Raw genomic sequence first — 12,310 nt, forward strand, 5'->3', positions numbered from 1 at the left:
CCCCGTCCTCTGTCCGAGGACGGGGCCCCCTCCCCCACCTACTGCACGGCTTTTTCGGACAGCATCCGCACGTTGAGCGCGCCGTTGGCGAAGTACTGGCTGTTCTGGCCCACGCGATGCTGCTCCAGCCGGCGCTGGAGGTTGACGTCGTAACGGCCCAGCTTCATCAGCCCGTCGTTGAACCAGCCATCCCCGGGCCCGGTTCCGTCCACGTACTCCGCATAGACCTTGGGCGAGGGCCAGATGACAGTGTTGAGCGTCACGACGAACCTGCGGATGTCCGCGTCCGTCCACTCCATGCCCGCGTCGTGGGCCTCGACGATGAAGGCCAGCACGTTGTTCGCGTGCGCGACGTCCTGGCCGGGCTGGGCGTTCGTGTCCCACTTGTCGTTCCAGAACCAGGCCGTCGGGTGGTCGGGGTTGGGCGCCAGCTTCTCGCGCAGGGAGGACGGGAAGTTCGGCATGCCGTGGTTGATGTTGCTGAAGACCTCCAGGTAGCGGGCCTTCCGCTCCGGGTCGGTGGTCATCCGCGACAGGTCCATGGAGATGAAGGCCCAGTGCGCGGCCATGTGCGTGCGGTTGCGGTAGACGAAGTCGTTCGCCCCGCGCAGGAACCACTTGTCGAAGATGTTCCGCTCCGTGAACGCCAGCAGCCGGTCGTACTGCCTGCGGTAGCTGGCGGAGCCGTAGAGGTCCGGCGTCTCGCGGATGATGCGCAGCATGCGCGTCACGTAGCGCCAGCAGTAGCTCTCATACAGCGGCACCTCCTGCCCGGCCGGAACCGACAGGGACGAGGTCCAGCCCAGGTACCCATCCTTGAACTGGCTTTGGGGCAACGAAGACGAGACACGGGCGGAGGCCACCAGGTTGTTGACGTAGAGCAGGGCCCGGTCCAGGTAGGCCCTCTTCCCGGTGGCCCGGTACATCGCCGTATTGGCGTCCAGGCCGTAGGCGAGGTTGTAGAAGTCCCAACTGTCGCGTGAGTTGCTCCAGGGCAGGAAGGTCTGCATGTGCGCACGTCCCCACTCCTCCACGAACATCCCCTCCCAGACCGAGACGGGACGAAGCCCCGCGGGAGCCGGAGGCAGCGCGGGGGAAGGTGGAGGAAGCACCTCCTCTTCGGGCGCGGAAGAAGGCTCCATGGGAAGCGCCTGCACTTCAGGGGACTCGATCCGGCCCACGGCCTCACATGCACTGCACAGCAGCAGCGAGAGCACCAAGACCGGGAGATGGATCCAACGAGAGCGGCACGAGCAGCGGGGGTTTGACATCAGGGGTCCTCGCTTCAGGTCGATGTGGCCTGGAAGGGTATGGGCGCAAACGGACCCTCCCAATGCCCCTCAGGGAATGGCCGCCCTTCCAGGACCGGACTCCCATGTGCCCTGGACGCTTGCCTCCTCACGTCGTGACGTCTGGGTTTGGACAGATTCGATGTCCAGGACCGGTCGCTCCCGCCGGATGCGGTTCGAAAGTCCAGACATGTCCTTGCTGTGGCGGTGGGTTCGGGCTGCCTCCAATTCAGCCAACAGTGACCGCGGCACCGAGGACCTTCCGCTCCTCAGCGGCTCACCGGGAAGACGGTGCCCGGCACCGGCTCCGTGTCCGCGTAGTGCGCGACGAAGCGCCGGTGCGTGAAGCGCCAGCGCCCGTCGCCGCTCTTCACGAGCGCGTCGAAGTAGGTCCCCGCGGCATGCATCGACGCGCCGTCTTCGAAGCGCCCCCACTCCTGCATCGACGTGCGCGCCTTCGCGTGATGGGCGTCGAGGCGCTCGATGACGATGGGGGCGCACGTCTGCACGAGCACCACGGTGCGCCCGATGGTGCCGGCGATGCCCGCTGCGATGGCCTCCGGGCCGGTGAAGCGGTGCTCGAACGGCGGCGCGACCTCCCAGACGCCGTCAGAGGTGAAGAGCCCGCTGATGGCCTGGGGGTTGCGCTGGTTCACCGCGTCGTGGAAGCGCTCGATGGTCTCGCGAATCTCAATCGTATCGTTCATGGGGCCTCGCGCTTTGTTCTGCCGCTCCGGCTGCGTTGAGTCGAACGCGTTGTTCCGACCATGTCGTCAAGCCATACTCGTCGCATGCACCTCGAGCTCGTCGCCGAGGCAGGTGGCAGCCCGCTCGACTGGCTGCGCGAGCGGCGGCTTGACCTGGCCATCGTGGTCGGAGACAGGCCGACGGACCCGCGCATCTCCCATCACAAGCTGTTCCGCGACGAGCTGGTGGCGTTGGTCGGACGCACGCACCCGGAGGCGAAGTCGGAGCGCATCGCGTTGAAAGCGCTGGCCCGGGAGCACTACTGGGGAGCCGAGGACAGCTTCTCGCCCGGCACTCCGCTCGGTGATGCGTTCGCGCGGGCCGGAGTCCGGTTCGCCCGGGTGACCGCCCTGCCCTTCCTGTCCGGAGTCCCGTTGGAGATGGCCCGTGCCGGGCGGGGTGTCACCGTCTGTCCGCGCTGGTTCGTCCAGGATTCGCTGCGTCGCCGGGAGGTGGTGGCGTTGAGCATCGGCCGGGGCCTGTGGCTCGACTGGTTCGTCGCCACCCCGGCCGTCACCGCCTCGCCCGCGACGAACGCCTTCGTCGCGCTGCTCCGGCAGCACCACCCGTTCGCGTGAATCCTCGCGGCCCGCTCAGAGGCAGCCCAGCTCCATGGCGCGGAGCACGGTGCGGGTGCGGTCCCTCACGCCCAGCTTGGAGAGGATGCTGGAGGTCTGGTTCTTCACCGTCCCCTCCGGGTGGTGAACGCCCGGCACGTCGGCGCCGAGGGCCTTCAGCTCGCGAGCTTCCTGGGGCCCACGGTGGTGGGCGTGGTGGGGCTGAACCTCTGGACGCGCTACTACCGCCAGCACTTCGCCCGGAAGGCTCCGGGTCCCGCTAGCGTCCCTTGGGCAGGGGCCGCAGCGCGGCGATGACCAGGTCCACCACGGTGTCGGCGTACGCGCTCGAGAGGGGCGCTGTGCGAAGCAGCCACCGATGGAAGAGCGGCCCGACGAGCAGCTCCACCGCGACATCCAGGTCCACCCCCTTCGCGACCTGGCCCTCGCGCTGGGCCGAGCGCAGCCGCTCCTGGACCGCCCTCAAGTGGGGCCGCAGCACGGCCTCCACGAACTGCTGGGCCAGCGCGGGGTCCGCCTGGGACTCCGCGGTGAGCGCCCGCGAGGGCAGCTCGAAGCGCGGATCCGTGAGCTCCTGCACCGTGGCGCGCAGCACCTCCCGCAGGTCTGCCTTGAGGTTGCCGGTGTCCGGCAGCGCCGCGGGCTGGTTGCCGCCGCTCAGCTCCACGAAGGCGTCCAGCACCACCGCCCCCTTGGAGGCCCACCACCGGTAGATGGTCTGCTTGCCCACCCCCGCCCGCGCCGCGATCGCCTCGACCGTCAGACGCGCATAGCCCACCTCTCCGACGAGCTCGACGGCGGCCGTGAGGATGGCCTGGCGGGAGCGCTCACTGCGGCGGGACGGTTCCGGGGTCTTCGGGTCAGCCATGGGCCACCAGCCTATCAGTTAACGAGACGCAACGTCTCGTCTTGACATCCAGCGCGTCCAGACGGACTGTGACGAAACGATACGGTCCGTCTCGCCACCTCCCGCCAGGAGAACGCCATGTCTCGTCGTGCCCACATCGCGATGGTCAGCATCCCCGCCCACGGTCACGTCAATCCGAGCCTGGAGCTCATCCGGGAGCTGGTGTCTCGCGGGCACCGGGTGACGTATGCCAATGACGCGGCCTTCGCCGAGCCCATCAGCCGCACGGGCGCGGAGCTTCGCCCCTACCGTTCCCTGCTCCCCCGCGATGGGGCGCCGGACAAACGGTGGCCCGACGACCTGGTGGGACAGTTGGACATGTTCCTCGATGACGCCATGTCCATGCTTCCGCAGCTGCGCGCGGCGTATGAGCACGACCGGCCGGATCTCTTCCTCTACGACATCGGATGTTCCACGGCGCGAATCCTCGGAGAGAACTGGGGCATCCCCGCGGTCCAGCTCTCCCCCTCCTCCGTCGCCTGGGAGGGCTACGAGCAGGACATGGCCGCCCTGGTGGAGACACTGCGCACCGAGCCGCGCGCCGTGGCGCATTACCAGCGTTACTCCGCCTGGATGAAGGAGTGCGGCGTGGCGGAGACCGACGCCATGCTCTTCGTCGGGAAGCCGCCGCGCGGGCTGGTGCTCATTCCTCGCGCGCTCCAACCCCAGGCGGACCGGGTGGACCGCAAGCGCTTCACCTTCGTGGGGCCGTGCTTTGGAGATCGCTCGGCGCAGGGCTCGTGGCAGCGTCCCCCAGGCGCTCGGAAGGTGCTGCTGGTGTCGCTCGGCTCGACCTTCACCCGCCAGCCCACGTTCTACCGCGCGTGCCTCGCTGCCTTTGGAGGACTTCCCGGCTGGCACGTCGTGCTGCAGATCGGCAAGCACGTGGCGATGGAGGACCTGGGAACAATCCCAGACAACGTCGAGGTCCACCGCTGGGTGCCGCAGCTGGCGGTGCTCGAGCAGGCCGATGCGTTCATCACCCATGCGGGCATGGGAGGCTCGCAGGAGGGCCTGTACTGCGGGTTGCCCATGATTGCCGTGCCCCAGTCCACGGATCAGTTCTCCAATGCCGACCAGCTCGTCGCGCTCGGCATCGCGCGGCGGATCGACACGGATGACGCCACGGCCGAGGCATTGCGCTCCGCGCTGCTCCAGCTCACGGAGGACCCGGCCGTCGCGACCCGGCTCGCGGCCCTCCGCAAGGAGCTACGCGCGGAGGCGGGAGCCGCGCGCGCGGCGGAGCTGCTGGAGAAGGAGTTCCACCTGTAGATGTCGCTCAGGAGATGGAGCGCCGCCGGGCCGCCATCGCGCCGAGGAGGCCCAGCATCCACCAGACAGCGCTCGCGGGCGCACCACTGCCCGCCGCGCATCCGCACCCCCTGCCCTCTGGATCCGGGATGGGTGACACACCCGCGTCCGGCGTCTGCGTCCCGGCGTCCGGCTCCTGAGTCCCGGCGTCCGGCTCCGTCCCCGCGTCGAAGGGTGCCGGCTTCACGTTCACCGACACCTGGAAATCGCACGTGGCGCGGTTGCCCGCGGCGTCCTCGGCCGTGACGGTGATGGGCGTCGTCCCGGGCGGGAAGGTACTGCCCGAGTCCCGGCTGTACGTCAGGACGGGGGAGGCCGTGACGAGATCCACGGCGGTGGCGGGAGGGAACTCCACGGTGTGCACAGCCTCGGCCTCGACGGTGACGGAGACGTCCTCCGGACACGTCAACTGGGGCGCGGTGGTGTCGCGGACGAGCACATGGAAGGCACACGTGGCCGTGAGCTCCTCCTCATCGTGCGCCGTGACCGACACCAGGGTGTCACCCAGCGGGAAGGTGCTGCCCGACTCGGGGCTGTACGTCACCCGCGGCGGGGCGGCGTCGTCCGAGGCCCGAGCCTCCGGCAGGCTCACGTCCGCGCCCGCGGCATTGGCGGCCTCGGCGGTGACGTCCTTGGGGCAAGTGACAGTGGGCGGCACGGGTCCGGTCACCGCCCGCCACGGGATGAGCCAGGGCTCGAAGCCCGTCCAGCCGTCATTCGCGGACAGGAAGATGCGGTTGCCGCTGCGCGTGAGCATGCGCGGGCGCGAGGAGCCGGGCCCCGGCACGATGTCCGTGATGCGCACGGTGCCCGCCTCCGTCCCGTCCGTCCTCCACACCTCGACGCCGGACGCGGCATCCGCGGCGGCGAACAGCAACATGCCTTCGGGTTCGAGCGCGAGAAACGAGATCGGGTCCCCGGTGCCCAGGAGGCCCGGCATTGGTCCCCTGACGCGCACGGTGCCCGCCTCGGTGCCATCGCTCTTCCACAGCGCGGGGGCACCTGAAGCGTCGGTGGCGGCGAAGTAGAGCGTCCCGCCCACGCGCGTCAGCAACATGGGCCCGGTGCCGACATAACCCGGCACCAGCTCCTTCACCTTCACCGTGCCCTCGGGCGTCCCATCACTCGTCCACAGCTCGTTGCCGGACACGCCGTCATTCGCGGCGAAGTAGACCCTTCCGTTCAGGCCCACCAGCGATGAGGGTTTGGAGCCATTACGGCCGGGCCAGAGGTCCTTCACCTGCGCGGTTCCCTCGGGCGTGCCGTCGCTCATCCACAACTCGGGGCCGTAGCCGAAGTCGGAGTCGGAGGCGCGGAAGAAGAGCCGGTTCCCCACGGCGGTGAGTGGGTAGGCATCACTGCTCCAATCACTGTTGAGCTGCTTCACCATCCACGTCCCCGCGTCCGTACCGTCCGTGCGCCACAGCGCGGTGAGGCGGATGAAGTACAGGATGCCCTCCATCTGGACGGGATTGCGGAACAAGCCGCTGGCCTCGCTGTTGGGCCAGTCATGCACCTTCACCGTGCCCTCGGCGGTGCCGTCGGTGCGCCAGAGGTCCACGCCGGACACGCCATCGTTGGCGACGAAATAGAACAGCCCCTGGTAGGCGCCGAGCATGTTGCAGCTGCACCACTCCGTCCCGGGGCCGATCTCCTTCACCATCACCGTGCCGGCCTCGGAGCCGTCGCTCTTCCACAACTCGTAGCCAGAGGCCGGCGTGTGGGCGATGAAGAAGAGCGTCTCTCCTACCCGGCTGAACCCCGCCACCGTCGAGCTGGCCAGGCCCGGAGAGATATCCTTCACCATCACCGTGCCCTCGGGCGTGCCGTCGCTCTTCCACAGCTCGTTGCCGTGCACGCCATCGTCCGCGGAGAAGAACACCGTGCCGCCCATGTCCACGAAGGGCTGGGACATGGAGCCGACCGTCGAGGGGCCCCGGTACGTCAGCCGCACGGTGCCGGCCTCGGTGCCATCACTCGTCCACAGCTCCGAGCCCACCGCCGGGTCGGAGGCGAAGAAATAGAGGCGGCCATCCAGCACCAGCAACTTGCTGAGTCCGCTGCTCTCGGAGCCCGGGTGGATGTCCTTCACCCGCCAGGTGCCCTCGGACGTGCCATCCGTCCGCCACAGCTCGTTGCCGGACACGCCGTCATTCGCGGCGAAGTAGAGCACTCCGTCCAGCACCACCCGGGTGTAGGACAAGGGCGAGGAGGAATACCCCCCGGGCCAGATGTCCTTCACCAGCACCGTGCCCCCGGGCGTGCCATCGGTCCTCCACAGCTCTTCTCCGATCCCCTGGCCCTCGGCGCTGAAGAGCGCCACCCCGTTCAGCTCGATGAAGTCATCGGGGTTGCTGCCGCTCCCCTCCTTGATGTCCTTGAGCATCCCCGTGCCCTCAGGGGTGCCGTCGCTCTTCCACAGCTCGACTCCCTCGCCCTTCAGCCCATGGCTCGCGAAGTAGTACGTCCCGCCCACGACCCCTGGATTGTAGACGTCCAGGCTGCCGACTCCGGGGGACGCATCCGCGATGAGCACCGTGCCCTCGGGCGTGCCATCGCTCTTCCACAGCTCGGTGCTGTGCACACCGTCATTCGCGGTGAAGAAGAGGGTCCCCTTCACATCCCTCATGTTCCCGGGCTGCGAATGTCCCGTGCCGGGCTGGATGTCCTTCACCAGCACCGTGCCTTCGGGAGTGCCGTCGCTCTTCCAGAGCTCCCAGCCGTAGCCCGCCTCGTTCGCGGAGAAGAAGAGCGTCCCACCCACGGCGGCGCTCTCTCCGATGGTTTCCCAGTTGGAGCCCGCGAAGGAGCGCACGAGCACGGTGCCCGCCTCGGTGCCATCGCTCTTCCACAGTTCGGTCGTGCGGGTGAAGAACAGCTGGTGGCCCACGCGGGTGAGGAAGCTCAGCCCACCGCTGTCGGGCCCCGGGGCGATGTCCTTGACCCGCCAGGTCCCCTCTGAAGTGCCGTCACTGCGCCACAGCTCGTTGCCGGCGTGATCATTGGCGGTGAAGTAGAGGATGCCGTCCAGCTCCACGAAGTAGGCCAGGTTCGAACCGTTGGGCCCCGGCCGGATGTCCTTCACCAGGACCGTGCCCTCGGGGGTGCCATCGCTCTTCCAGAGCTCGGCCCCGTTGTTCGGGTCGGATGCGAAATAGAAGAGCGTGCGACCCACACGCAGGCCCTCGCCCCCGCCCTTTCCGTAGATCGTGCCGGCTGTTCCCGGGTGGATGTCGCGCAGGAGCCGGGCCTCCCCCGCCGCGAGCGCCTGGGCGCGTGAGCCCTGCTTCGGAGACACTCCAGCCCCCGGACGCCCCGCGTCCGAGCACCCTCCCAGGCCCAACCACAGGACCACCAGGAGAGCCCCCCACTTCGCCATGGCCTGCATGTGCGTCCCCTCATCCACCACCGGCCAGCCCCCAGGGCGGCGTCTCGGCGGTGAGGGCTTGGAGGTACAGGGTGGGTGGACGCAGCGTCAATCCCCACCCTGATGACGCTAGGCAACCCCGGCGAGGACCTTCGACCAGCGCTCGCGCATGGCCTCCCGGGCGTCCGCGTCCGGGAGCTTCTCCATGTGCACGTGGAGGGAGGCGCCCTTCGTCTTGGGCGTCACCGTGAGCTGCAACGTCGCCGGCTTCTTCCAGCCGTCCGTCTCCCAGGTCATGCGCAGGCGCTGCCCGGGCTTCACCACCCGGACTTCGCCTCGCACACCGGGTGCCCCGCGACGCTTGGGGGCCTCATAACGGCCGCCGGCTTCGGCCTTCAGTGTCGCGCCCGGGCCCAGCCAGCGCTCCGGTTGCGTCGTGACCCACTCCCAGAGTTCGGGTGCGGTCATCGGCAGCGTGCGCACCACGCCCACCTGGAAGCCCGTGGCGGCGGTCTCGCCCACCACCCGCTTGCCCTGGGCCTGCTCGTACGCCACGGCGATGGACTGCTGCCACCAGCCAGACTCGACCTCGCGGCCCACGAGCGCGGCCAGCTGCTTGTGGGTCAGCCCGGCCGCCCCCGCCTTGTCCAGGGCGCGCATCCAGGCCTTCCAATCACGGCCCGTGGCCTCCTTCACCGAGGCGTCCGTGATGCGTTCGGTGATGAGCGCCTTCTTCGCGACCGCGGACTTCTTCGCGGCCGCGGGCTTCTTCGCGCGCGTGGCGATCTCCGCGAGCCGCGTCTGCACCAACTTCTTCACCAGCTTCGCCGGGAGCGGTTCGTCCGGTGGAAAGGTGACGCCGCTCTTCGACGTGGTGTAGCCCTCCAGCTCCGACTTCAGCGCCGGCACCACGCTGCCGCTGCCGGGGTAGAAGCCGCAGTGCTTCTTGAAGAACGCGAAGCCCACCACGAGGTCCCCGTCCACCTTGAAGGCGGGCATCTGGTAGCTGATGGTCTCGGTGGCCTTGGGGAGCAGCTTGCGCAGCTGCGTGCGCAGGGCGGTCAGGGTCTTCTTCGCCGCAGGGTCGGTCACGCTCGCCAGATAGGCATCGATCGTCTGCGGGACTCGGGTCGTCGTCGCCATGGTCTTCGGGCCTCCGGGGCGTTTCGTCCCGACTTAGCAGAAGCGCAAGACCGCGCCGACGGGGCTCCGCGAGAAACCCCTCCTGAGATGTGGAACGAGAATTTCGGATTGTAGGGGACGCGCTGCTGGATGATGCGCCCGTGGACGTGAAAACCCCTGCCTCGCGGATGCTCTGCTCCCGCTCCTCAGAGGCCCCATGAAGCTCGAGCGCCACGTCGGCGGACTGTCGCTTGCGCGCAAGGTGAACTACCTGCGCGCGCGCGGCTGGCGCGAGGACACGGAAGGCTGGTCGAGCGAGCGTTTCCGCCCCGTCCCCATCGCTCGCGCCCTCCATCACCAGCTCACCGACGACCTCAGCCGGGCGCTGTGTCAAATGGGCTGGCAGGTGATGGGCTACTCCCCGCGAGGCTATGTCCAGATGCGCGACGGTGAACGGGGCCAGTCCTGCTCCCTGCCCAAGGCGCTGCGCCTCCAGGCCCGGCGGGAGCGTCGGCCCGTCGCCGAGCTGACGTATGCGTTGTTCCTCGCGGCACTCCTCGAGACCGAAGGCGGCGACCCCGGGTGAGGACGGAAGAGACATGCGTTTCGTGCGCATGCCATCATCGAAGGCCGGAAACCCGAGCAGAAGAGGTCCCGTGAGCGTCGCAACAGTCGATGAAGGTCCGTTGCTGGGACCCAGCTTCTTCCTCAGCCGCACGGCGCTCCGCTCGCTCGGGCTGGCGCATCGCGACACCTACGGCGCGGCCCGGCCCCATCCGCACGTCGTCATCGACGGCTTCCTGGGAGAGCGGCTGGCGACGCAACTTGCCGGCGTCTTTCCAGGCGCGACCGGGGCCCCCTGGATGCGCCGTGATCACCCGGAGCAGGCGGCCCGCCTGGGACAGCTTCAGCGCAAGGCCTTCGAAGGCGTGCATGGCGCGCTCCGGCACCTGCTCGCGGAGCTCTCGGGCATGTCGTTCCTCGACTTCCTGGAGACGCTCACCGGAGTCAAAGGGCTCATCGCGGATCCGCACTTCCGGGGCGCCGGGCTGCACCTCACGCTGCGTGGGGGCCATCTGGCGCTCCACGCGGACTTCAACCGCGACCACACCCGCGCGCTCACACGGCGACTCACCGTCCTGTACTACCTGAACCCGGGCTGGGAGCCCGCGTGGGGCGGCGACCTGGAGCTATGGAACGCCGACCTCTCCCGGTGCGAGGCCCGCATCGCTCCGGTCCTCGATCGGCTGGTCGTGATGGCGCACGGAGACACGCACTGGCATGGCCACCCCGCCGCGCTGGAGTGTCCCGAAGGACGGGGCCGGGCCGCGGTCGCGGCCTACTTCTACACGGCGGAGCAATCCCCGGACGCGCCAGAGGCCCACAGCGCCCTCTGGGCGCCACCGCGCCCCTGAATGGCCGGGAGCCGCTACCAGCTTCCGCTGGAGCCTCCTCCCGACGAGCGCCCGCCCCCGGACGAGGAGCGGGAGGAACTCGATGAACTGGAGGAACTCGACGACGAGGACCGGGTGCGCCGGGGCGTGCTGTGGCGCGAGGTGGACACGAAGTCGCAGTGCCCGCAGCGCACCGTCACCTCCACTTCGCCACCGTGGTCATAGGTCGCGCTCCGCAGCGTGCGCGAGGTCTGCTTGCCCGTCACGTAGCGGCACCGCTTGCAGCGCTTGAAGCTTGAGAAGAGCCGGCCGTAGCGCTCGACGCTCGCGTCCTCGCACGGTCCACACCACCAGACGTCGTAGTCGATGGAGCCCAGTTGCTCCTCGAGCCGCTGGCCCGGGTCGAGGTGGGCATCGTCCTCCGCCTCGCCGAGCCGCACTCGCGGGTTGCCGCACGTGCGGCACTTGCGCGGACGACGGCGGAGCCAGGCACGGCCCGCGAGCCCCGCCGCGCCGAGCACGCCCGCGGCGCCCGCGAAGAGGCCGACATTCGGTGGCGAAGAGGACTCCTCCGCTGTGAGCACGTGCATTTGTGGAGTGCTCAGGAACGCCTCCCGTTCCCAGTCCGTGAGCTCGACGTCGTCACTGGCGGCGCTCGGAGCGTCGGCGGCGGCGACGGGGTTGTTGAGCCGCGAGTTCTCGATGAGTTCCTTCAGGCCTTGCGCGCCGCCGCGCACGGCCTCGTTCGGGTCGCCACGCTTGAAGGCAGGCACGATCTCCTCCGCCATCACCACGTCGCTGGCCACCTGGTCGTCGGGCTCATCGACCCCGTCTCCGAGGATGATCTCCGCCTTGCGGTCCGCGTACGCGATGAAGAGCAGCGCGCCGTCGTCCCTTCCGGGATGACCGATGCCCCAGCGGTTGAAGAGCTCCAGCGCGAACTCACGCGAGCGCTTGGGCGACGTGGTGTCCACCATCACCACCATGAGCTGGCCCAGCCCGCGGTCGTCCAGCGACCGGGCCAGCTCGTCGACCTCCGCCCTCACGGCTGGCGTGAGGACGTGGGACGGCGTGAGGTCCACCGTCCAGGAGCCCGCGGCGGGCCGGGGCACCGCTTCCACCGTGACGCCCAGGGCCGGAGTGCCGAGGGCGCAGAACAGGACCACGAAGCCCAGCCATGCACGCATGGCGCCGAATGTAACAGAGGGCGCCATGCCTCGAAGCGCCGCTAGCGGACCGCCGCCTTCGCGCGCTTGCGTTCAATGAGCTCGCGCGCGGCCTGTCCGCTCGTGACGAACTCGACGTCCCCCTTCAGCCGGCCCGTGAGGTAGAGCGCGAAGGCGACGGCCTTGGCGCTCGCCATCTGCAGCCGCTGGGTTCCGACGTAGACGACGCCTCGCAGCCACTCCGGGCGGGACTCCTTGCTGAAGTACTCGCGAGCCGGCTTGTCGATGACGGACCCGTCGATGTCCACGACGACGAACACGGGCCCCTGGACCGCCACCTCCTGCACGATGGACAGCAGGCGCTTCGCATCCTCCAGTCCGGTGGTGCCGTTGAAGTCGACCCACAAGACATCGGGCTCCTCGAGATGC

Annotated in this window: 11 protein-coding genes; 4 read left to right on the forward strand and 7 right to left on the reverse strand. The window is 69.0% G+C overall.

Annotated elements, in window-relative coordinates; translation table 11 throughout:
• Nucleotides 1-38: 38 nt before the first annotated feature.
• On the reverse strand, nt 39-1,217 hold the full coding sequence (locus D7X30_RS33700; RefSeq protein ID WP_233591960.1) for a hypothetical protein: 1,179 nt from the start codon (nt 1,215-1,217) through the stop codon (nt 39-41).
• Nucleotides 1,218-1,558: 341 nt separating this feature from the next.
• The gene (locus D7X30_RS33705; RefSeq protein ID WP_120567093.1) at nt 1,559-1,996 is read right to left on the reverse strand and encodes a nuclear transport factor 2 family protein; all 438 of its coding nucleotides are present in this window, start codon (nt 1,994-1,996) and stop codon (nt 1,559-1,561) included.
• Nucleotides 1,997-2,056: 60 nt separating this feature from the next.
• On the opposite strand from D7X30_RS33705, the gene D7X30_RS33710 reads away from it, so the two are divergent.
• Nucleotides 2,057-2,614 carry a substrate-binding domain-containing protein gene (locus D7X30_RS33710; protein ID WP_120567094.1) on the forward strand — a complete coding sequence of 186 codons (558 nt, stop codon included), beginning with the start codon at nt 2,057-2,059 and terminating at the stop codon, nt 2,612-2,614.
• 259 nt (nt 2,615-2,873) lie between these two features.
• On the opposite strand, the gene D7X30_RS33720 is transcribed toward D7X30_RS33710, so the two are convergent.
• Nucleotides 2,874-3,482: a TetR/AcrR family transcriptional regulator gene (locus tag D7X30_RS33720; protein ID WP_120567095.1), complete on the reverse strand. Its 609-nt coding sequence runs from the start codon at nt 3,480-3,482 to the stop codon at nt 2,874-2,876.
• A gap of 117 nt (nt 3,483-3,599) precedes the next feature.
• On the opposite strand from D7X30_RS33720, the gene D7X30_RS33725 reads away from it, so the two are divergent.
• Nucleotides 3,600-4,793, forward strand: a complete 1,194-nt coding sequence (locus D7X30_RS33725) for a macrolide family glycosyltransferase (RefSeq protein WP_120567096.1) — start codon at nt 3,600-3,602, stop codon at nt 4,791-4,793.
• A 7-nt stretch (nt 4,794-4,800) separates the two neighbouring features.
• Here D7X30_RS33725 and D7X30_RS33730 read toward each other — a convergent pair whose 3' ends face one another.
• Nucleotides 4,801-8,220 carry an ELWxxDGT repeat protein gene (locus D7X30_RS33730; RefSeq protein WP_120567097.1) on the reverse strand — a complete coding sequence of 1,140 codons (3,420 nt, stop codon included), beginning with the start codon at nt 8,218-8,220 and terminating at the stop codon, nt 4,801-4,803.
• A gap of 108 nt (nt 8,221-8,328) precedes the next feature.
• Entirely contained in the window at nt 8,329-9,342 is a 1,014-nt protein-coding gene (locus tag D7X30_RS33735) for a DUF1801 domain-containing protein (RefSeq protein WP_120567098.1), read from the reverse strand.
• 196 nt (nt 9,343-9,538) lie between these two features.
• On the opposite strand from D7X30_RS33735, the gene D7X30_RS33745 reads away from it, so the two are divergent.
• On the forward strand, nt 9,539-9,907 hold the full coding sequence (locus tag D7X30_RS33745; protein ID WP_120567099.1) for a hypothetical protein: 369 nt from the start codon (nt 9,539-9,541) through the stop codon (nt 9,905-9,907).
• A 70-nt stretch (nt 9,908-9,977) separates the two neighbouring features.
• Nucleotides 9,978-10,736 (forward strand): 2OG-Fe(II) oxygenase, encoded by a 759-nt coding sequence (locus tag D7X30_RS33750; protein ID WP_120567100.1) that lies wholly within the window; start codon nt 9,978-9,980, stop codon nt 10,734-10,736.
• A gap of 14 nt (nt 10,737-10,750) precedes the next feature.
• Here the strand turns inward: D7X30_RS33750 and D7X30_RS33755 are convergent, their stop codons facing one another.
• A complete protein-coding gene (locus tag D7X30_RS33755) occupies nt 10,751-11,902 on the reverse strand; it encodes a YgcG family protein (protein ID WP_120567101.1) in 1,152 nt (383 codons plus the stop codon).
• A gap of 41 nt (nt 11,903-11,943) precedes the next feature.
• Entirely contained in the window at nt 11,944-12,288 is a 345-nt protein-coding gene (locus D7X30_RS33760) for a hypothetical protein (protein WP_120567102.1), read from the reverse strand.
• Nucleotides 12,289-12,310: the final 22 nt, after the last annotated feature.

The organism is Corallococcus sp. AB011P, assembly GCF_003611605.1.
Lineage (GTDB): Bacteria > Myxococcota > Myxococcia > Myxococcales > Myxococcaceae > Corallococcus > Corallococcus coralloides.

Coding starts and splice junctions, on each gene's coding strand:
- D7X30_RS33755 (WP_120567101.1), bottom strand. CDS start 11,902: ATGCGTGCATGGCTGGGCTTCGTGGTCCTGTTCTGCGCCCTCGGCACT.
- D7X30_RS33720 (WP_120567095.1), bottom strand. CDS start 3,482: ATGGCTGACCCGAAGACCCCGGAACCGTCCCGCCGCAGTGAGCGCTCC.
- D7X30_RS33730 (WP_120567097.1), bottom strand. CDS start 8,220: ATGCAGGCCATGGCGAAGTGGGGGGCTCTCCTGGTGGTCCTGTGGTTG.
- D7X30_RS33725 (WP_120567096.1), top strand. CDS start 3,600: ATGTCTCGTCGTGCCCACATCGCGATGGTCAGCATCCCCGCCCACGGT.
- D7X30_RS33710 (WP_120567094.1), top strand. CDS start 2,057: ATGTCGTCAAGCCATACTCGTCGCATGCACCTCGAGCTCGTCGCCGAG.
- D7X30_RS33705 (WP_120567093.1), bottom strand. CDS start 1,996: ATGAACGATACGATTGAGATTCGCGAGACCATCGAGCGCTTCCACGAC.
- D7X30_RS33735 (WP_120567098.1), bottom strand. CDS start 9,342: ATGGCGACGACGACCCGAGTCCCGCAGACGATCGATGCCTATCTGGCG.
- D7X30_RS33745 (WP_120567099.1), top strand. CDS start 9,539: ATGAAGCTCGAGCGCCACGTCGGCGGACTGTCGCTTGCGCGCAAGGTG.